Here is a 19,729-nt window from a genome sequence, read left to right as displayed (position 1 = left end):
CCGCCGAGTCCGCAGAGTGTCTGCGGACTCGGCGTTCTGCGTCAGAGCACGTGCGAGAGGAACGTGCGGGTGCGCTGGTGCTGGGGGTCGGCGATCATCCGACGCGGGTCGCCCGACTCGACCACCACACCGCCGTCCATGAAGACGAGCGTGTCGCCGACCTCCCGGGCGAAGCCGATCTCGTGCGTGACGACGACCATGGTCATGCCTGACTGCGCGAGCCCCTTCATCACGTCGAGCACCTCGCCGACCAGCTCGGGGTCGAGCGCGGAGGTCGGCTCGTCGAAGAGCATCAGCTTCGGGTCCATCGCGAGGGCGCGGGCGATCGCCACCCGCTGCTGCTGGCCGCCGGAGAGCTGACCGGGGAAGGCGTTCGCCTTGGCGCCCAAGCCGACCCGGTCGAGCAGTTCGCGGGCGCGGGCGGCGGCCTGCTCCGGCTTCTGCCCGCCCACCATGATCGGGGCGGTGGTCACGTTCTCGAGCACCGAGAGGTGCGGGAACAGGTTGAACCGCTGGAACACCATCCCGATGTCGCGGCGCTGGGCGGCGGCCTCCGCCGGCTTGAGGTCGTGCAGGCGGTCGCCGACCTGGCGGTAGCCGATGAGGGAGCCGTCCACGAGGATGCGGCCGCCGTCGATGCCCTCCAGATGGTTGATGCAGCGCAGGAACGTCGATTTGCCGGAGCCGGACGGTCCGATCACGCACACCACCTCGCCCTGCTGCACGTCGAGGGACACGCCGCGCAGCACATGGTGGTCCCCGTAGGCCTTGTGCACGTCCTCCGCGCGGACCATCGGCCGCGCGGACGCCGTCGTCGCGCTCATCGGTCTGCTCCTTCGGTCGGGGTGGAGGAGGGGGCATCGGCGGCGCCGATCGCGACCGTCTCCGGCATCGGCTCCGGCACGTGGCCTCCGCCGCGCTGGTCGAAGCCGCGGGCGAACCGCCGCTCCAGGAAGTGCTGGCCGATCATCATCAGCGAGGTGAACGCGAGGTACCACACCGAGGCGACGAGCAGCAGCGGGATGGGGTTCAGCGTCTCGGCCGAGATATCGCGCGAGCGGGTGTAGAGGTCGAGGCTGAACGGCACCGCGGTGACCAGCGAGGTGGTCTTGAGCATGGAGATGACCTCGTTGCCGGTCGGCGGGATGATCACGCGCATCGCCTGCGGGAGCACGATCTTGCGCATCATCTGCGACCGGGTGAGGCCGAGCGCCGTCGACGCCTCCTTCTGGCCCTGGTCGACCGAGAGCAGGCCGGCGCGCACGATCTCGGCCATGTACGCCGCCTCGTTGAGGGCGAGGCCGAAGACCGCGATCCAGAACACGTCGAACAGGTCGATGCTCTCGAACACCAGCCAGGGCTGCTGGAACGGGATGCCGATCTCGATGGTCTTGTAGATCGTCGAGAGCAGGCCCCAGAACACGAGCTGCACGTAGACCGGCGTGCCGCGGAAGATCCAGATGAAGACGCCGGAGGCCCACCGCAGGATCGGGTTGGGACTCTGCCGCATGACCGCCAGGAGCACGCCGAGAAGCACCGCGATCGCCATCGAGAGCACTGTGAGGAGCAGGGTGACCCCCGCGGCCTGCACGATGCGGGGATCGAGGAGGTACTGGGCGAACGCCGCCCAGTCGTACGCCTCACGCCGGCCGGCGTCGATGACGAACAGCACGATGGCGAGGACGATCACCACGCCCGCCACCGCCCGCCAGGGGTGCCGGACCGGCGTCGAGCGGATGGCGGGGGCACCGGTCACCGGGTGGAGGCCCGGATCACCGGATCGCCGGCGGCCGGCACCGCGCGTGGCTGTGCCGGCCCCGGGCGCGCTACTCGGTCGCGCCATTGATCTGCATGGTGTCGAGCGCGCCGTTCTCGACGCCCCAGTAGCTGAGGATCTTCGTGTAGCTGCCGTCCTTCTGCAGGGACTGCAGGGCCGCGAGGATCGCCTGGGCGAACTGTCCGCGGTCCTTCTTCACCGGAGTGCCGGAGAGGAGCGAGTCGTAGATCGGCGACGTGACGAGCTTGCCCTTGCTGAGCTTGGCGGCGTAGCCGATGACGGGGGAGTCGGCGACCATCGCGTCGGCGCGGCCGAGCGTGACGGCGGCGGTGGCGTCGTCCTGGGTGTCGTAGCCGAGCTGGTTCGTCTTCGGCTTGCCGGCCGCCTCGCACTTCTTGTCGACCTCCGGCAGGTACACCAGCGGTGCCGAGCCGCCGTTCTGCACGGCGATCTTGAGGCCGCAGACGTCCAGCTCGTTCGTGATCGGCTTCGCGGCGGGCGAGGCGAACTGGTTGCCCGCCGTGAAGAAGTCGACCATGTCGAGCGTCTCCTCGCGCTTCTTCGTGTCGTAGTAGCCGCCGAGGCCCATGTCGTACTTCTGGCCCAGGATGCTCGGGACGATGTTGTCGAACTTCGCGACCCGGTAGTCGGTCTTCACCCCGAGCTTGGCGGCGACGGCGTCGATCAGGTCGATCTCCCAGCCGATGGGGGCGCCGTCCTTGTCCTTGAACTCGTTGGGCGCGTACGTCGGGTCGACGCCGACGACCAGCTTGCCGGCCTTCTGGATGTCGGAGGGCAGCATCGCGGCGGCGGAGCTGTCCGTGCCCAGCTTCAGGTCCGTCAGCGCGGTCTGCCGGTCCGCGCTGCCTGCGGCGCCGCTGGAGCAGCCGGTGAGCACGGCGGCGACGGCGGCCACGGCGAGGACGGTGAGGGTGCGGTTTCTCATGGTGCGTCTCCTTGGGGGTGTGCTGTGCGGGGGAGCGACCGTCAGCTCGCGACGGGGGCGGCCGTGTACACGGACTCCCCGGCGACGAAGGTCTCGATGGTGCGGGTGTCGGCGATGGTGTCCGCGGGGTGGGCGAACGGGTCGCGGTCGACGACGGCCAGGTCGGCCCAGGCGCCCACCGCGATCGACCCGGTCAGGTCGTCGCGGCCGTTGATGCGTGCGGCGCCGCTGGTGTAGGCGCGCAGAGCGTCGGCGAGGCGGAGGCTCTCACTGGGGAGGAATGCCTCCGGGTTGTGGTCGGGGTGCCACTCCGGCAGCCGGCGGTTGACCGCCACATGGATGCCGAGCCACGGGTCGGGGCTCGTGACGGGCCAGTCCGACCCGGCGCAGAGGTGGGCGCCGCTCGCCAGGAGCGAGCCGAACGGGTACTGGGTGGTCGTTCGCTCGGCTCCCAGCAGCGGGACGTTCAGCTCGACCATCTGAGGGTCGTAGCAGGCCCACAGCGCCTGGATGTTCGCGGCGACGCCGAGCGCGGCGAACCGCGGGTGGTCGTCGGGATGCACCACCTGGAGGTGGGCGATGTGGTGGGTGATCCCGCTCGCGCCGTTGGCCGTGCGGGCGGCGGCGACCGCGTCGAGCGCCTCACGCACCCCGCGGTCGCCGATCGCGTGGAAGTGCACCTGGAAGCCGAGGGCGTCGAGCCGGGCCACGTAGTCGGCCAGCAGGTCGGGGTCGACGAACGAGATGCCGTCGTCGTGGGTCTCGCCCGGGCCGCAGCGGTGCACGTACGGCTCGATCATGGCCGCGGTGCGGTTCTCGACGATCCCGTCCTGCATCACCTTGACGGTGCCGACCCGGAACCACTCGCCCTGGAACCGCTCGCGGAGCTCCTGGATGCGCGCGATCTGCTCGGCGCCGCGCTCGCGCTCCCACCAGATGGCTCCGTTCACGCGTGCCTTCAGCGCTCCGTCGTCCATCGCGCGCTGGTAGGCGTCGACGATGCCGGAGGAGTGGTTGCCGTAGTCGCCGATCAGCGCGTCCTGCCATCCGGTGATCCCGAAGGAGTGGAGGTGCCGCTGGGCCTCCAGCAGGCCGGCGTACTGCTCGTCGGCGGTGGGGCTGGGGGCGAGGCGGAGCGCGAGCATCCTGGCTCCCTCGTGCAGCGTCCCCGTGGGCGAGCCGTCGGCGTCGCGCTCGATCCGGCCGTCGACCGGGTCGGGGGTGTCGCGGTCGATGCCCGCACGGCGGAGCGCCTCGGAGTTGACCCATGCGCTGTGGTGGTCGCGGTTGGACATCACGATCGGCCGGTCGGTGCAGATGGCGTCGAGGTCGGCGGCGAGCGGCGCGCCACCGGGGAAGGCGGCCTGCTGCCAGCCTCCGCCGACGATCCACTCGCGGTCGGGGTCGGCTGCCGCGTACGCCGCGATCATGCGCAGGTAGTCCTCGCGCGTCCAGCCGGAGGAGAGGTCGCAGTTCAGGCGCTCGACGCCCGCCTCGACCGGGTGCACGTGGGAGTCGATCAGTCCGGGGAGGAGGAGGCGGCCGGTGAGGTCGACGATCCTGGTGCGCTCGCCGATGCGGCCGGCCACGTCGGCTCCGAGGGCGGCGATGCGCCCTTCGGCGACGCCGACGTCGACGCGCGAGGGGGTGTCGGACACCCCGTCGAACACCATGCCGTCCACGAATGCGAGGTCGAGCTCCTGTGCCACGTGCCACCCGTCTCTTCGTCGCCGCGGCTGTGCGGCGAGGGGGAATCCGTCCGGTCGGATCAAACTCAATCGATTAAGAACTTGATCGATTAATCTGGGACTATACAATGCGATGAAGCCGCGACGCAACGCGGCGGGATGCGGACGAGAGGAGCGCGGATGCCGACCACGACGCTGGCCGACATCGCCGCGCGAGCGGGAATCTCCGTTGCCGCCGCCTCCCTCGCCCTGAACGGCAAGAAGGGCGTGTCGGAGGACACCCGTGCGCGTGTCCTGGCCATCGCCAAGGCCTCCGGCTACCGGATCAACCGGCTGGGTCGCGCGCTGCGCCAGTCCCGCGCCGGCGCGGTCGGGCTCTACCTGCCCGAGTCGGCCGTGCACTTCGGCTACTACACCGAGACCACGCTCGGCCTCACCGAACGGCTGCACGCGGCCGACCTCTCGCTCCTGATCGTCCCCAGCACGCCGACGAGCCCGCGCATCGAGTCCTTCCCGCCCGTGGACGGCTTCATCCTGATCGAGCCGCACGCCGACGACGAGGGCGCCGCGATGATCCTCGGCCAAGACCTGCCCGTGGTGACCGGCGACTCCCCGCCGCCGGGTTTCCCCGACCCGTGGGGGATCGTCGAATCCCCGAACACCCGGACCACCCGGGAGGTGCTCGAACGCTTCACCGACCACGGCGCCGAGGCACCAGGCCTCCTGCTGGTCGAGCAGGTCTCCGCGTGGGCGCAGGAGCTCGAGGCCGCCTATCGTGCCTGGTGCGCGGAACGCGGGCGTGAGCCGCGCGTGCTCCTGACGACCATCCACGAGGAGAACGCGACGCTCGCGCGCCGACTCGCCGAGTGGACGGGCGCCGAGGGCGTCGACGCGATCCTGGTCGGGGCGGACGGGGTCGCGGTCCGCATCGCCGGGCTGCTGCGGACGCTGGGTCTGCGGCCGGGCGCGGACATCAAGCTGGTGTCGGGAGTGGATAGCCTGATCATGGAGTTCCACACTCCGCCGATCACGGCCGTCGACCTCCAACCTCGAGAGTTCGGGCGGGCCTGCGGCGAACTGCTCCTCGAACTGATGGAGCAGGACCGCCCGGTCGAGACCGTGCGCCGCGGCGTGGACGCCGTGCTCCGGGTACGCGACTCCGGGTGACGCGGGCGACGGCGAAGCCCGAGCCGGAGGCCCGGCCGAGCTAGCTGGAGATTCCCGAGGTCGACATGCTGTGCCCCATGACCGCGAAGAACAGCGGGAGCCACGCCAGGAAGAACAGCACGCCGGCGCCGATGCCGACGTAGCCGATGATCAGACCGGCCAACGCCAGCCCCCGGCCGTTCTCACCGGTGCGCTTGATCTGCGCCAGCGCGATGTGGCCGGTGATGACGGCGGCGAGGCTCACGAAGAAGGCGGATACCAGCGAGATGATCGCCAGCACGTTCGTCCGCGGCTCCGGAGCGTAGGCGTACGGATACGGGGAGCCGGGCTGGGCGCCGTACGGCTGCGCGCCGTACTGCGGCTGCCCGCCGTACTGCGGCTGGGTGCCGTAGGGCTGCGGGGCGCCGTACTGCGGCTGCGCGGGCTGCTGCTGCGCCGGGTAGGCGGGCTGTTCGGGATTCGACATGGGGCTCCTCGTTCTGGTTACTCAGAGCGTAGCGGAGCGGCGCTGGGCCAGCGCTGTCGCGACCCCGGGTGCCGTCAGACCTTCGAGCGCCAGTCGTCCTCGTCGTCGTCCTCATCGAGTCCGGCGGCGCTGCGGATCACCGGGATGCTCATCGTCTCGGTGGGCGGTCCGACGACGGTGGCCTCGTCGCGGCGATGACGGAGGATGTCGTTGATGTACGAGGTCAGCGCCTCTGCCAGCGGCACGTCGCGGCCTTCGCGCTGCGACATGAACCAGCGGTGCTCCAGCAGCTGGTGGAAGACCTCGGCGGGCTCCAGCTTGCCCTTGAGCTCGGCCGGGATGGCGCGGACGACCGGCTCGAACACGCGCAGGAGCCACTCGTGGGCCATGGCCTCCTCGTCGAGCCCGCGTTTGCCGAGGGTCGCCGAGTAGGAGTCGAGGTCGTTCAGGAGGCGCCGCGCCTGGTTCTCGCCGGTGTCGAGGCCGGTCAGGCGCAGCAGCCGCCGCTGGTGGTGCCCGGCGTCGACGACCTTCGGCTGGATGCGGACGGTCGTTCCCTCGTCGGAGGTCTTGATCGCGAGCTCCTCGATGTCGAAGCCGAGCTCGTTGAGCCGTTCGACGCGCTGGCTGATCCGCCAGCGCTCCGACGACGAGAACGACTCGCTGCCGGTGAGCTCCTTCCAGAGCGACCGGTACGCGGCGACGATCCCGTTCGACACCTTGATCGGGTCGAGCTCCTCGTCGACACGGCCGCCGGCCTCAAGATCCATCAGCTCGCCTGCGATGTTGACCCGCGCGATCTCGAGGTCGTTCTCGCGCTGCCCGTTGGAGAGGCCGTCGTAGATCTGCCCGGTCTCCGCGTCGACCAGGTAGGCGGCGAACGCGCCGGCGTCACGCCGGAACAACGTGTTGGAGAGCGACACATCGCCCCAGAAGAACCCGACGATGTGGAGCCGCACCAGCAGCACGGCGAGGGCGTCGACGAGACGGGTCGCGGTGTCCGGCCTCAGCGTCTGCGAGAACAGCGCACGGTAGGGGAGGGAGAACTTGAGGTGCCGGGTGACCAGGGCGGCGTTGAGCGGGTCGCCGTTGTCGTCGGTGCGGTTCTTGATGACCGCGACCGGGTCGACGCACGGCACGTCGAGGCGCTGGAGGGTGCGCAGCATCTCGTACTCGCGCTGCGCCATCTCCGCGGTCGTCTCCTTGATGGCGATGACGTATCCCGAGAGGTTCGCGAAGCGCACGAGGTGTCGGCTGATGCCCTTCGGCAACAGCGCGATGTGCTCGTTCGACCACTGCTCCAGCGGGATGTTCCACGGGAGATCGAGAAGCGCGGGATCGACGGTCGCCGCGGTGATGTTGACAGAGCCGGCCATGACAGAGCCTCCAGGAACAGGTGGTGCGGAAACCACTCTGCCGCAGTCCGAGACCGGACTGCGGCAGAGTGAGGAATTGCTCCGGGGACCTTAGTCGACGACCGCGCCGCCGAGGCGCTCGCCCGACTCCGCGTGGAACAGGTGGACGTGGCCCGGCTTCGGGGTGATGTAGACGGTGTCACCGGCGTTCGGGTGCACCCGGCCGTCGACGCGGCCGACGATGTCGGTGCGCTTGCCGTCGACCTCCGAGTGGCCGTAGAGGTAGCCGTCGGCGCCGAGCTCCTCGACGAGGTCGACCGCGACCTTCAGGCCGCCGCTCTCGGAGGTGGAGACGACGACGTCCTCCGGGCGGACACCGATGGTGACCGAGCTGCCGGCGTTGGCGAGCACATCGCGCTCGATCGGAACGACCGAGTTGCCGAACTTGACGCCGCCGTCGGTGACGTCGGCGGTGAACAGGTTCATGGCGGGGGAGCCGATGAAGCCGGCGACGAAGACGTTCCTCGGCTGCGCGTAGAGGTCGCGGGGGGTGCCGACCTGCTGCAGGACGCCGTCCTTGAGGACCGCGATACGGTCGCCCATGGTGAGCGCCTCGGTCTGGTCGTGGGTGACGTAGACCGTGGTGACGCCCAGGCGGCGGGTGAGGGAGGCGATCTGGGTGCGGGTCTGCACGCGGAGCTTGGCGTCGAGGTTGGACAGCGGCTCGTCCATGAGGAACACCTGGGGGGAGCGGACGATCGCGCGGCCCATGGCGACGCGCTGACGCTGACCACCGGAGAGGGCCTTCGGCTTGCGGCCGAGGTAGGGCTCGAGGTCGAGCAGCTTGGCGGCCTCCAGGACGCGGGAGGCGCGCTCCTCCTTGCCGACGCCGGCGATCTTGAGCGCGAAGCCCATGTTCTCGGCGACGGTCATGTGCGGGTAGAGCGCGTAGTTCTGGAACACCATCGCGATGTCGCGGTCCTTCGGGGGCACGTCGGTGACGTTGCGCTCCCCGATGAAGATGTTGCCGTCGTTGACCTCTTCGAGGCCCGCGAGCATGCGCAGCGACGTGGACTTGCCACATCCGGAGGGGCCGACCAGGACGAGGAACTCGCCGTCGGCGATGTCGAGGTCGAGGGCGTCGACCGCGGGGCGGGTGGAACCCGGATAGAGCCGGGTCGCCTTGTCATAAGTGACAGTCGCCATTTTTCTTTTGTCTCCTTCACCGGCAGGTACGTGCCGGACGATCCGTTGTGAATGGAATAGACGTGGCGTCGACGTCCAGGGGCGTCGATGCCACGACCCCCATAGTAAGGCATCCCACGGGCGCGTTGGACCACGCGCCGTCGGAGGCCGCTGGCCCGCGCTCGGGGGGCAGCGTGGAGGTGGTGTTCGGAACTCGGACGGCGTATGTCTGGTCTATTCCCAGACTGCCGGAATACGATCGTCCGGTTGCGTCTAGCTCACGCACGTCCCCGCTGATGCGTTCCCCCGCGCACAGCGCCGCCTACCCCGAGAGCCGATTCGCCAAGATATGAGTTCCATGACCGACCCCGACGAGAGCCGCAGCGGCGACGTCCGCGCGGCTGCCAGGGAGAAAGCCCGACAGCTCCGCACGAGCCAGCAGCGCAAGGACCGCAGGAACAAGACCCTCCTGTCCGGCGGCATCGTGATCGGAGTCCTCGCCATCGCGGCCATCGTCGCCGTGGTGATCATGGGCGCCATCCGCCCGACCGTGCCAGGACCGAAGAACATGGCCAGCGACGGCGTCGTCGTCGGGTCCGGCCTCAAGGTCAAGGCGACCCCGGCGCTCGCCGCCGACGCGAAGCCCATCGCGAGCCCGGCCGATCCGTCGGGCAGCACGGTCGACATCCGCATCTACGCGGACTACCTGTGCAAGCTGTGCGGTCAGTTCCAGCGCACGAACCTCAAGCAGCTGGAGCCGCTCGTGAAGAACGGCGCGGTCACGGTGGAGATGCATCCCGTCGCCATCTACACCAGCCACTCGGCGGGCACCCGCTATTCGCTGCGGGCGGCGAACGCGGCGGCGTGCGTCGCCAACTACTCGCCGGCGGCCTTCTGGGCGTTCAACGAGGCGCTGTTCACGGACCAGCCGGCCGAGGGCGGCCCCGGGCTCACCGACCAAGAGCTCAAGAAGCGCGCCGCGTCCGCCGGCGCCTCCGTGTCGGACGTGAACCCGTGCATCGACGACGGTCGCTTCAAGACCTGGGTCGGCACGGCGAGCGACCGGGCTCTGAGCGGTCCCATCCCGAACTCAGACGTCAAGAAGATGACGAACGCGCTGCTCGTTCTGGTGAACGGCAAGCCCTACACCGGCTCACTCACCAACGCGGACGACTTCAAGGCGTTCGTGCTGCAAGCGCAGGGCGACGAGTACTCGTCGACGTCCACTCCGACCCCCTCGCCGAGCGCGGGCAGCTGACCGCCGTCCCCTAGGATGGTTCGCGACGGGCTCCCGTCGTCGCCGACTTAGCTCAGCTGGTAGAGCACTCGCCTTGTAAGCGAGCGGTCGCGGGTTCGAACCCCGCAGTCGGCTCCGGTTCCCACGCCTCGGGACGGCGCGAATTCGCTCGGAGAGCTACGAAGCCGCGGATCATCCGCCGCCTCGGCTCTCGCCTCGGCTCCCGCCTCAGCCGACGGCGGCGACGAATGCGCGGGAGTAAGTCCAGCGCGGCTGGGCGGTGCCGGAGCACATGTAGGCGGGGACGCCCTGGGCGCACGGCTGGTCACGGGTCAGCTCCCACCAGGAGAGGCCCGCGAGGCCGTTGACCGTGGCGTACCGGCCGACCGTCGTCGCGTCGGCCACGGTGAAGACCTCCCCGGTGTCGTTCAGGCCGACCATCGGCGTGACGGCGATCAGCGCGAGACGCTGAGCGTCGGTCCACGAGCCGTAGGCCGCGACGCTCTTCAGCTGACCTGCGGCCGCGGTGGCCGCGGAGATCGCGGCGGTGCCCATGTTCGTGACGCCTGTGCCGTAGTCCATGGTCATCAGGTTCACCGCCGAGAGCTGGACGCCGGCCGCGGTGAACTCCGAGATCGTGCGCAGCCCGCTGGCCAGCAGGCCGTACGGCATGACGGGCAGGGTCAGGGTGACCTGGAGCGGGTGGCCGGCCGCGGCGCGCTGCTTCTGGAGGGCGGCGACCGCCGCGGCCCTGCGCACATCGGAGGCGGAGTCGGAGACGTCAGCGCCCTCGATGTCGAAGTCGACGCGGTCGAGGCCGAACCGGGTCACGACCGAGCTGTACGCGGAGAGCAGCGCGGCCGGATCCGTGCACACGCGGGCGAGCTCGTCGTTGACCGCTCCGCCGAACGACGCGATCACGCGGCCTCCCTGCGCCTGGAACGCCTGGACGTTCGCCTGGAAATCCTGGCTGCCGCCGATGGTGTACGCGGTGTGGCCCGCCCAGGTCGGGGAGCACGCGCTGGTGCGGTCGGCGACGATGAACGCCGCGGTGACCGCGCGCACCCCGGCGGAGGCCGCGAACGACGACAGGTCGGCGGTCGGCCACAGGCCCAGGTCGACGTAGGGCGCGACCAGGAGACCGGTGGTGCCAGGGGACGGGGTGGGCGTCGGGGTGGGCGTAGGGGTCGGAGTGGGCGTCGGTGTCGGCGTGGGTGTCGTCGCCGCGCCGCCGTTGATCGAGCAGGGCAGGTCGGCGCCGACGACCCGGCAGGAGGTCGGTACGAGGGGCGCCCCCGCCGCCTTCGTCGACGTGAGCCCGAAGGTCGCCGTGGCGCCGGGCGGGAGCGTCCGGGCGTACGCGGGGGCGGTCACGCTGAAGCCGTCGCTCGTGGGGGCGGCCGTGCCGTCCCACAGGCTGACCACGCCATCGGCGGTCGTGAACGCGAGCTGCCACGGGCTGAGGGTGCCGGCGGAGGTGTTGATGACGGCGACGGACGACTGGAAGCCGGCGGTCCACTCCGAGGTGACGGTCCAGGTGACGACGAGGCCCGAGACCGGGGTCGGGGTAGGGGTAGGGGTAGGGGTAGGGGTAGGGGTAGGGGTAGGCGTGGGAGAGGGCGTCGATGTGGGTGTGGGCGCCGGAGGGAGCGTCGGCGTCGCGGTGGGGGTCGGCCTCGGGCCGGCGGCCCCGCCGTTCACGGCGCACGGCAGGACCGTCCCGGCCGGCAGCCCGACGATCGTGCACGAGGTGGGAACGATCGCGGCGGATCCGGCGCGGGTGGCCGTGAGCCCGAACTGAGCAGACCCTCCCGGAGCGAGGGTCGTCGCCCATGACGGCCCGCCTACGGTGAGCGTTCCGTCGGGCGAGGCGACGGACACCGCCGACCAGATGCTGACGAGCGTGTGCGGGAAGGCGAAGCGCACCTGCCAGGGCTTCAGCGTGGTGCCGGTGCCCGCGCCGTTCGTGACCGTGACCGCCGACTGGAAGCCCGTCGTCCACGAGTTCGCGGTCGTCCAGGTGACGTCGACGCGCGGAGTCGCCGCGGCGAGGGCGCCGGAGGCCACGACAGCTCCCGAACCGATCAGAGCGGCGGTGGCGAGCGCGGCCGTGGCCGCCAGCCGCCGCCGTCGGGCCTGACCTCCCCGTCGCCGGAACCGCCCGAGCGCGAGGAGGACGGCATCGGCTGCTCCTCGACCGGACTCCCGGTGGCGAGCGGAACGGGGCGCTGACTCGGGCATGGCACTCCTCACGACCTACGACGGAAGAACGAAGGGAGGTACGTCAGTCGTCACTATCGGCCGGAGGAGGCGATCGGTCAGGGAGAAGTGCCGAGGGCGGTCCTGACCAGGGCGGAGGCGACCGCGAAGGCGCACGCGGTGAACGCCAGCCCGAGCACCGGAACCCACCAGGTGCGACGCCGACTCCACGGGCGACGGGCGAGCGCGACGATCGCGAACCCGAGGGCGGCGATGGTCGCAGCGGGAGTGATCCACGTGGTCGCTTCCAGGAGCGCGTAGTCGCATCCCGTCAGGCTCGCGCTGCAGGCGGCGACGCCCATGTGTTCGAGTACGACGAGGAACGACAGGAAGAGCCCGACGGCGACCAGGATGACAGTGAACGCGATCGTCGCGGCGAGGTCTTCCGGCCCTGCAGGGCGGCGGGTGCGCGTCGGCGGGAGGACCGGGAAGAGTTCGTCGTCTGGTTCGAACATCATGCTGTGGGAAGCGTAGCGGTGGGCCTCCGTCACCTCACGAGTTCACGCGGATGATCTCCTCCTGGTACGGAGCGATCACCGCGCCGGAGATCCGCAGGTCGAGCAGGAGGAACGGCCGCTCGTCCGCGGGGCGTGCCGCCCAGTCGGCGAGAGCCTCCAGGTCGGCGAGCGTGCGCACCACCACGCCCCGGGCCCCGACGGCGGTTCCGAGAGCCGCGAAGTCGACCTCCGGAATGCGCATCGGACCCTGCGCCAGACCCTTCAGGCCGTAGAGGTTCACCTCGGCGCCGTAGGCCGCATCGTTCCAGACCACGGCAAGGCCGCGGCCACCGGCGACGCGCACGGCGGACTCCAGGTCGGCCAGCGCCATCAGGCCCCCGCCGTCCCCGGTCGTGAGCACCACCGTCGACTCCGGATGGGCCAGTGCGGCGCCCGCGACGCTCGGGAAACCGAGACCGATCGACTGGTACGCCGTGCCGACCATGAGCATGCGATCGGGGGAGGCCACCGGCCAGTACATGTTCGCCCAGCCGATGAAGTGGCCGCCGTCGGAGACGACGACCCGGTCGGCGGGGAGCAGCTCGCCGATGCGGGCGGCGGCCGAACGCGGGTCGAGGCGGCCGTCGGCGGCGAGGCCGTCCCCGGCGGGCCGTGCGACGAGGGCGCCGAGGTCGACGGACTCGCGCCAGCCGGACGGCGTCGCGTCGAGCGCGCGCAGCTCCTGCACGAGAGCCTCGGCGACGAGGCGGGCGTCACCGCGCACGTACGCCCCGACCTGCGGGTGGGTGGCCGCCGGAGCGACGTCCACCTGGATGACCCGTGTGCCGGGCGCGAACAGGTCGCCGAACCGCATCGTGAACTGGTTGAGCGAGGCGCCGAACAGCACGGCGACGTCGGCCGTCCGCACGGCCTCCATCGCACGCTCCGCGCCGAAGCCACCGGTGACGCCGAGGTCGTAGCGCGCGTCGGGGAACACGCCGCGACCCAGCGCCGTGCCGGCGGTGAGCGCGCCCGACGCTTCGGCGAGGCGGCCGAGGGCGGCACCGGCGCCCGAGATCCAGGCGCCTCTGCCGGCCAGCAGGAAGGGCCGCTCCGCGTGGGCCAGGGCTGCGGCGGCGTCGGCAATGGCGCCGGCGGCGAACGGTCCGGCAGGTGCGAGCGGCGCCGGCGCGGCGGGCGAGGGCGCCTGCGGCACGGGGCCGGCCTCCCGGGTGGCGACGTCGTAAGGGATCGCGAGGACGGTCGGCACCCGGTAGGTGAGCGCGTGCTCGACGGCGATGACCGTCGTGGCGGCGGCATCGGTGCGGCCCACGGTGTACGTGCGTGCGCCGACAGCGCTGGCGAGCGCGATCTGGTCGACGCCCCACGGTCGCGGCCCGGAGGTGGGCTCGTCGCCGACGACCAGCACCAGGGGGATGTGCGCCTGGCGCGCCTCCGCTAGCGCGGTCAGGGTGTTCGTGAAACCGGCGCCGTAGGTCGCGGTCGCCGCGGCCAGCCGCCCGGAGGCGCGGTGATACGCGTCCGCGGCGACGACGGCGCCGGCCTCGTGGCGCATCGCGGTGTACGAGACGGCCCCGTCCCGCTCCAGGGCGTCGAGGAAGTGGGCGTTGCCGTTGCCCATGACGCCGAAGACCTGGTCGACGTGGTGGGCGAGAGCGGCGGCGACGTGGGCGGAGACGGAGGGCATGACGGTGCCTTTCGAGACGGGAACGGAGGTGCGATGATCCGTATGTGTCTCGCGCGCTGACTGGCGAAGCGCGGCTTCGTGCCCATTTTTCGAGCACCGGGCCGGATGAACGGCCGGACGTCAGCAGTATAGCCGCGAGGCCGGTGTCGAAAACGGCCTCGGCTGTTCGACGTGAAGGTGTTCAGGACATCCGACGAAAGGGACGACATGACCGAGTACCTGATCCTCATCCACGGCGACGAGGACCGCTGGGACGCGATGAGCGACGACGAGCGCGCCGCGATCGACGCCGCTCACCGGGCGTTCAACGAGAAGGCCGTCGGCCGGGTGCGCGCCGCAGGCGAACTGCAGGCGACCTCCAGCGGCACCGCCGTGCGCACGGGGGCGGACGGTGAGCCGCGGTCCACCGACGGGCCGTTCTCCGAGGCGAAGGAGGTCGTCGGCGGGTTCTATCTGATCGAAGGCGACGACCGCGACGAGGTCGTGGCGCTCGCCGCCTCCCTCGCCGAGGCGCGCCAGGGACACGGCGGCATCGAGGTGCGGCCGCTGGTGGGCAGGGGCTGAGCTCATGATGGAGACGGGGATCATCGGCGTGAACACGATCGGCATCCCGGTCGCGGACAAGGACGCCGCTCTGGCGTTCTACCGCGATGCGCTGGGATTCGCGGTCCTGGTGGATGCCCCGCTGCCGACGGGAGGGCGCTGGATCATGCTGGCGCCCTCCGGATCGGCGGTCTCGGTCTCGCTCGTGGTCGCGAGCGACGACGTCCCCGCGGGGGTCGAGACGGGCATCCGGTTCGAGAGCCTCGACGCCGGGCGCACCCACGAGGAGCTGACGCGGCGCGGGGTCGCGGTGGGGGAGCTGCTGCGCTGGCCCGGTGTCCCGGCGATGTTCCAGGCGACCGACCCCGACGGCAACCGTTTCGAGGTGGTCGAGCGGGCGTAGCGGTCGACGGTGCGCCGAAGGGCACGCAAACGCCCCTCAGACCGGGTTTTGGGGGCGTTTGCGTGCCCTTCGGCGTTCGCACGCGGTCGGGACCAGGGCTCAGCGGAAGGCGAGGACGGTGTCGCCCCAGCCGGCGCGGAGGGAGGCGTCGACGTCGGCGACGATGCGGTCGTGCTTGGCGATGACGAGCGACGAGCGCGAGCGGGTGTCGTAGGCCGGCCAGTCCTCTCCAGGTGGCCTTCCGTTGGCGAACTCGGTCCACCTGCGCTGCATCCGCGTCGAGATGCGCTCGGCCGTGCGGCGGCCGCCTAGGCGGAAGGCCGGGCCGGCGCCCGCGTCGAGCGTGCCCCAGACGTAGCCCAGTTCGGCGCCGTGCGCCGCCCCGATCCCCGAGAGGGTCATCACGGGCGTCGAGTGGTCGAAGCGGTACAGGTAGGTCGGCGCGGCCGAGGCGTGGCCCGCCGCCAGCCACACCGTGGGCATCCGGAAGCCGATGTCGCGGGCGATCCCCAGGCCGAGCGCCTTGCGCTTGACCTTCGCGTAGGCGGCGAGGACCTGTTCCCGGCTCGGGGAGGGCAGCTCCGGCTGCTCCTCGCGCATGGTGGCGAACATCTGCGCGATCGCGTCGGCGCCGATCGGCATGAGCGGCGAGTTCATGTAGCGGAACAGCGTCGCCTCGTCGCGGTTGGTGCCGATGATCAGCGGCACGGGGAGGCCGCGGCCCTCGCTTAGCACGGTGATCGGGTGCTCGGGAAGGAGGTCGCCGTCGACCACGGGAGCGAAGGCCAGGGTTCCCGGATACTCGCGCGGCACCGCGTCGTACACCCGCGAAGCCGCCGCGACGATGGCCGCCACGGGGAGCGCGCGCATCTCCTCGAGGGTGGACGCCCCGACCTCCCGGGCGAAGCGGGCGGCGACGGTGGCGGCGCGCGTGCCGCCGTACATGGAGCTCGCCGGCGAGCTCTCGGCGATCGCCCGGTGGAAGAGTCCGGCCGCGCTGGGCGTCGCCAGCAGCGCAGTGACGAGGCCGCCGCCAGCGGACTCGCCGAAGAGGGTCACCCGGTCGGGGTCGCCGCCGAACGCGCGGATGTTGTCCTGCACCCAGCGCAGGGCGAGCAGCACGTCGCGCAGCGCGGGATTGGGTTCGGCGTCCTCCCCGCCGTCGACTGAACGAAGGTCGAGGAACCCGAGCGCGCCCAGCCGGTAGTTGATCGTGACCAGCACGACGTCGCCTGCTGTGACGAGCGACGTCCCGTCGTAGACGGCCTGGCTCGCGGCGCCGAAGGTGTAGGCGCCGCCGTGCAGCCACACCATCACCGGGCGGTCCTCGGCCGCGTCGGAGCGACGCCAGACATTGAGGAAGAGGCAGTCCTCGTCCGTCCGGACGCCGTCGCCGAGCGGCATCACCCTGTTGACGGGCTGCGGTGCCGCCGCGCCGAACGAGGTCGCGCCTGCCGTGCCCTCCCACTCGCGCGCAGCACGGGGCGCCGCCCAGCGCGCCGCACCGGTCGGCGGCTCGCCGTAGCGGATGCCCTTCCAGACGGTCACCCGGCCGTCGTCCCCGCCGGCGACCTCCCCGGAGGTGGTGGAGGCGATGGGGCCGGCGATCATGGTCATGACGCCATCTTCGGGCACCCGCCGCCTCCCGGTCCAGCACGGCGGGAGGCGGCGGGACTGGTCGGCGGGTCGGTCGCGTCAGCGAGTCCCGTCACTCCCAGACCATGAACGGGCGCAGCTCGAGCTGGCCGTTGCGCGCCATCGGGTGACGCGAGGCGATCTCGATCGCCTCGTCGAGGTCGTCGACGTCGAGGATGTCGAAGCCGCAGATGACCTCGGTGGTCTCGGTGAACGGGCCGTCCGTCACGTAGCGCTTGCCGTCCCGGACGCGCACCACCCGGGATTCGGTCTGCGGTGCCAGCACCTCGCCGATGAGACGCTTGCCCGACGCGTCGAGCTCGTCGACCCAGAGGTCGACGTCAGACTCGTCGGACTCGGCGTCGGGCTGGGAGTCGGTGATCACGAACATCATGTACTTCATAGGTCTTTCGGTCCTTTCGAATCGGTGTCGGTTCACTGGGACGTCGAACGGAGCCTCGTCCTCTCGACATTACGGGCGGACCGGATGAGCCGGACGGCCACGACCTCCACCGCCGCGGCGATGACAGCCGCGCCGAGCGGCTCGCTGAACCAGCCGAGGTAGGTCGGAGGCGTCGTAATCCAGAGCAGGGTGTAGCCCGCGAACGCGGCCACGAAGGCGCTCGCCGTGCCGCACACGTGCCGCCACCAGAGCGCCATGCCGGGCCGCGCCCGGGCGAACCAGGCGTAGAGAGCGGCCGCCGCGACGAACCCGACGGCGGCCGCCGCCGGCCCGTACAGGAAGAGCTGCGGGCTGAGCAGCTCGCGCTTGGTGTCGTTCCCCAGCTCGTAGTCGATGATGTGCAGGAAACCGACGCCCGCGCCCGCGAGGACTCCCGTGATCAGGACGACGAGGCGCGCGTCCCTGCCCAGGAGGGGGTGGATGCGTGCGTCCGTCACGCGGCCGACGATACTGCGCGGGTTTCCGACCGTCCAGCATCGGCGCCCAGGCCGCACGAAGTTGGTTAGTGTAGCCTTACCTTACTCATCCCGCCCCGGCTCGGAAGGTTCGACGTGACCGTACTCGCCCCGCCCCTCACGGACCGCCCGGCGTACCGGCCGTATCGGGCACGGGTGTCGGCGCTGCGCAGCCTGAGCCCGGGGTTCCTGCGCGTGAGTCTCACCTGCGCGGAGTTCGAGACGTTCGGCACCGAGCGCCTCGACCAGCGCGTCAAGCTGGTCTTCCCGCTGGCGGACGGCAGCTTCAGCCCGCTCGACGCGGGCGACTGGTACGACCAGTGGCGCGCGCTGCCCGAGCACCGGCGCAACCCGTTCCGCACCTACACGGTGCGCGATGTCTCGCAGGAGGAGTGCCGCGTCGACATCGACTTCGTCGTGCACGGCGACGGCGGCCCTGCGGCCGGTTGGCTGAGCGCCGCGGCCGTCGGGGACGAGCTCGTGGTCATCGGCCCAGACGCGCTCAGCCCGCACACTGGAGTCGGCATCGACTGGAGGCCGGGTACGGCGACGGAGCTGCTGCTCGTCGGCGACGAGACGGCCGCGCCGGCCATCGCCTCCATCCTCGAGGCACTGCCCCCGACCCGTCGCGCCCACGCGTTCATCGAGGTGCCCGCCGAGGCGGATGCCCTGCCGCTCGCGGTCGGCCCGAACGTGGAGGTCACCTGGATCGCACGTGCCGGTGGAGAGCACGGCTGCCACCTGGTGCCCGCCGTGACCGCCTGGCTCGCCGAACGCCCAGAGCTGGTCGCGCGGGCCGCGCCGGACCGGGTGCAGCAGCTGGACGAGGTCGACATCGACCGCGACATCCTCTGGGAGCGCCCCGAACAGGCTGCCGGCGGGTTCTACGCGTGGATCGCGGGGGAGTCCGGGGTCGTCAAGACCCTGCGTCGGCTGCTCGTGCGCGGGCACGGAATCGACCGCGATCGGGTCGCCTTCATGGGCTACTGGCGGTTGGGGCGGGCCGAGCGGGTCTGAGGCCGCGTGCCGCCGGACAGGACGATCGCGGCCGGCCGATCGCGACCGGCCGGGCTTCTCGGACCGGGCGAATCGGGCGGGCTACTCGGCTGGGCTACTCGTCCTTGCGCTCGGTGCCCGCGAAGGTCTCCGGGTAGTTGTCCAGCCACGACCAGTGGCTCACCGGCCAGCTGATCACGAAGGCGCGGCCGACGACATCGCTGAGCGGGACGAAGCCCTTGGTGGGATCGTCCATGTGGTACCGGGAGTCCGCCGAGTTGTAGCGGTTGTCGCCCATCACCCAGACCTTGCCCGCGGGCACGGTGATGTCGAACGGCTTGCCGGAGACCGCCTGCTGACCCGCGGGGAGCAGCACGTAGGGCTCCTTGAGCGGGACCCCGTTGACACTCATCTGGCCGAGCGCGTTGCAGCACGTCACGTGGTCGCCGGGGAGCCCGATCAGTCGCTTGACCAGGTGCTGGTCGCTGTCCGATGCTCCGAGACCGACGAAGTCGAGCACGGCGCCGATGCCCTGCTGGATCGGGTTCCCGGTGCTCGGGGCCGCGGGCGGAAGCCAGCCTCCCGGGTCTTTGAAGACGACGACATCGCCGCGCTGCAGTGGGAAGACCTTGGGCTGCAGCTCGTTGACGATGATCCGGTCGTTGATCTGCAGAGTGTTCTCCATCGACCCGGAGGGGATGTAGAACGACCGCGCGACGAACGTCTTGATCAGGAACGAGACCAGCACGGCCACCACGAAGATGATCACGACATCCCGCAGGAGCGCCTTCCACCCGGTCGTGCGTGTGGAGCGGCGTGGTCGAACGGTCTCGGTGCTGTCGGTCACAAACGTTCACGCTAGCGTGCCGATGCTGTGAGACGCATCCGATCCCCCGCACGAGGGATTGTCCGCGGGCCGCCGGGATGACAGGATGCAGGAACGGGCCGTTCCGGCGCCCGACCGGGGGCTCGCGTGATCATGCGGGACGCGTTGGGACGCTTCAGACTG

19 protein-coding genes and 1 tRNA gene are annotated in these 19,729 nt (G+C 71.0%); 6 read left to right on the top strand and 14 right to left on the bottom strand.

The window, feature by feature from the left end; genetic code table 11:
* Positions 1–41 precede the first annotated feature (41 nt).
* Genes KNO15_RS06575 through KNO15_RS06560 form a run of 4 tightly spaced genes read right to left on the bottom strand, consistent with a single transcriptional unit; the run spans position 42 to position 4,432 of the window.
* A complete protein-coding gene (locus KNO15_RS06575; protein ID WP_278046468.1) occupies positions 42–824 on the bottom strand; it encodes an amino acid ABC transporter ATP-binding protein in 783 nt (260 codons plus the stop codon).
* Complete coding sequence (locus KNO15_RS06570; protein ID WP_241702606.1) at positions 821–1,843, bottom strand: amino acid ABC transporter permease; 1,023 nt, start codon at positions 1,841–1,843, stop codon at positions 821–823. The genes KNO15_RS06575 and KNO15_RS06570 overlap by 4 nt, the downstream gene beginning before the upstream one ends.
* Complete coding sequence (locus KNO15_RS06565; RefSeq protein ID WP_241702605.1) at positions 1,827–2,723, bottom strand: ABC transporter substrate-binding protein; 897 nt, start codon at positions 2,721–2,723, stop codon at positions 1,827–1,829. The genes KNO15_RS06570 and KNO15_RS06565 overlap by 17 nt, the downstream gene beginning before the upstream one ends.
* Before the next feature lie 41 nt (positions 2,724–2,764).
* Entirely contained in the window at positions 2,765–4,432 is a 1,668-nt protein-coding gene (locus KNO15_RS06560; protein WP_241702604.1) for an amidohydrolase, read from the bottom strand.
* 159 nt (positions 4,433–4,591) lie between these two features.
* On the opposite strand from KNO15_RS06560, the gene KNO15_RS06555 reads away from it, so the two are divergent.
* The gene (locus KNO15_RS06555) at positions 4,592–5,578 is read left to right on the top strand and encodes a LacI family DNA-binding transcriptional regulator (RefSeq protein ID WP_241702603.1); all 987 of its coding nucleotides are present in this window, start codon (positions 4,592–4,594) and stop codon (positions 5,576–5,578) included.
* A 40-nt stretch (positions 5,579–5,618) separates the two neighbouring features.
* Here KNO15_RS06555 and KNO15_RS06550 read toward each other — a convergent pair whose 3' ends face one another.
* The 3 genes from KNO15_RS06550 to KNO15_RS06540 all read right to left on the bottom strand — a co-directional run bounded on the left by KNO15_RS06550 (position 5,619) and on the right by KNO15_RS06540 (position 8,605).
* Positions 5,619–6,044, bottom strand: a complete 426-nt coding sequence (locus tag KNO15_RS06550) for a DUF4190 domain-containing protein (protein WP_241702602.1) — start codon at positions 6,042–6,044, stop codon at positions 5,619–5,621.
* Between the two features lie 74 nt (positions 6,045–6,118).
* The gene (locus tag KNO15_RS06545; RefSeq protein WP_241702601.1) at positions 6,119–7,420 is read right to left on the bottom strand and encodes a DUF4032 domain-containing protein; all 1,302 of its coding nucleotides are present in this window, start codon (positions 7,418–7,420) and stop codon (positions 6,119–6,121) included.
* A gap of 90 nt (positions 7,421–7,510) precedes the next feature.
* Positions 7,511–8,605, bottom strand: coding sequence for an ABC transporter ATP-binding protein (locus KNO15_RS06540; protein ID WP_241702600.1), 1,095 nt, complete (start codon positions 8,603–8,605; stop codon positions 7,511–7,513).
* A 337-nt stretch (positions 8,606–8,942) separates the two neighbouring features.
* On the opposite strand from KNO15_RS06540, the gene KNO15_RS06535 reads away from it, so the two are divergent.
* Both KNO15_RS06535 and KNO15_RS06530 read left to right on the top strand, forming a co-directional pair.
* A complete protein-coding gene (locus tag KNO15_RS06535; protein WP_241702599.1) occupies positions 8,943–9,842 on the top strand; it encodes a DsbA family protein in 900 nt (299 codons plus the stop codon).
* 41 nt (positions 9,843–9,883) lie between these two features.
* A tRNA-Thr gene (locus KNO15_RS06530) sits at positions 9,884–9,956 on the top strand.
* A gap of 93 nt (positions 9,957–10,049) precedes the next feature.
* Here KNO15_RS06530 and KNO15_RS06525 read toward each other — a convergent pair.
* The 3 genes from KNO15_RS06525 to KNO15_RS06515 all read right to left on the bottom strand — a co-directional run bounded on the left by KNO15_RS06525 (position 10,050) and on the right by KNO15_RS06515 (position 14,225).
* Entirely contained in the window at positions 10,050–12,062 is a 2,013-nt protein-coding gene (locus tag KNO15_RS06525) for a cellulose binding domain-containing protein (protein WP_241702598.1), read from the bottom strand.
* Positions 12,063–12,139: 77 nt separating this feature from the next.
* Positions 12,140–12,538, bottom strand: coding sequence for a hypothetical protein (locus KNO15_RS06520; RefSeq protein WP_241702597.1), 399 nt, complete (start codon positions 12,536–12,538; stop codon positions 12,140–12,142).
* Positions 12,539–12,572: 34 nt separating this feature from the next.
* Complete coding sequence (locus tag KNO15_RS06515) at positions 12,573–14,225, bottom strand: thiamine pyrophosphate-binding protein (RefSeq protein ID WP_241702596.1); 1,653 nt, start codon at positions 14,223–14,225, stop codon at positions 12,573–12,575.
* A 207-nt stretch (positions 14,226–14,432) separates the two neighbouring features.
* On the opposite strand from KNO15_RS06515, the gene KNO15_RS06510 reads away from it, so the two are divergent.
* Together KNO15_RS06510 and KNO15_RS06505 are read left to right on the top strand one after the other, a co-directional pair.
* Positions 14,433–14,789 carry a YciI family protein gene (locus tag KNO15_RS06510; RefSeq protein ID WP_241702595.1) on the top strand — a complete coding sequence of 119 codons (357 nt, stop codon included), beginning with the start codon at positions 14,433–14,435 and terminating at the stop codon, positions 14,787–14,789.
* A gap of 4 nt (positions 14,790–14,793) precedes the next feature.
* Positions 14,794–15,171 carry a VOC family protein gene (locus tag KNO15_RS06505; RefSeq protein ID WP_241702594.1) on the top strand — a complete coding sequence of 126 codons (378 nt, stop codon included), beginning with the start codon at positions 14,794–14,796 and terminating at the stop codon, positions 15,169–15,171.
* 99 nt (positions 15,172–15,270) lie between these two features.
* Here the strand turns inward: KNO15_RS06505 and KNO15_RS06500 are convergent, their stop codons facing one another.
* The 3 genes from KNO15_RS06500 to KNO15_RS06490 all read right to left on the bottom strand — a co-directional run bounded on the left by KNO15_RS06500 (position 15,271) and on the right by KNO15_RS06490 (position 17,706).
* Positions 15,271–16,788 (bottom strand): carboxylesterase/lipase family protein, encoded by a 1,518-nt coding sequence (locus tag KNO15_RS06500; RefSeq protein WP_241702593.1) that lies wholly within the window; start codon positions 16,786–16,788, stop codon positions 15,271–15,273.
* Positions 16,789–16,879: 91 nt separating this feature from the next.
* Positions 16,880–17,209, bottom strand: a complete 330-nt coding sequence (locus tag KNO15_RS06495; RefSeq protein ID WP_241702592.1) for a YciI family protein — start codon at positions 17,207–17,209, stop codon at positions 16,880–16,882.
* Between the two features lie 32 nt (positions 17,210–17,241).
* Positions 17,242–17,706 carry a hypothetical protein gene (locus KNO15_RS06490; protein ID WP_241702591.1) on the bottom strand — a complete coding sequence of 155 codons (465 nt, stop codon included), beginning with the start codon at positions 17,704–17,706 and terminating at the stop codon, positions 17,242–17,244.
* Positions 17,707–17,820: 114 nt separating this feature from the next.
* Between KNO15_RS06490 and KNO15_RS06485 the strand changes: the two genes are divergently transcribed.
* On the top strand, positions 17,821–18,741 hold the full coding sequence (locus KNO15_RS06485; protein ID WP_241702590.1) for a siderophore-interacting protein: 921 nt from the start codon (positions 17,821–17,823) through the stop codon (positions 18,739–18,741).
* A gap of 94 nt (positions 18,742–18,835) precedes the next feature.
* Here KNO15_RS06485 and lepB read toward each other — a convergent pair whose 3' ends face one another.
* Positions 18,836–19,567: a signal peptidase I gene (gene lepB / locus KNO15_RS06480; protein WP_241702589.1), complete on the bottom strand. Its 732-nt coding sequence runs from the start codon at positions 19,565–19,567 to the stop codon at positions 18,836–18,838.
* Positions 19,568–19,729: the final 162 nt, after the last annotated feature.

It is taken from the genome of Leifsonia shinshuensis, assembly GCF_022606355.1.
Lineage (GTDB): Bacteria > Actinomycetota > Actinomycetes > Actinomycetales > Microbacteriaceae > Leifsonia > Leifsonia shinshuensis_B.
Note: the sequence above shows the minus strand (reverse complement) of the source record. Positions and strands in the feature narration are given on the sequence as shown.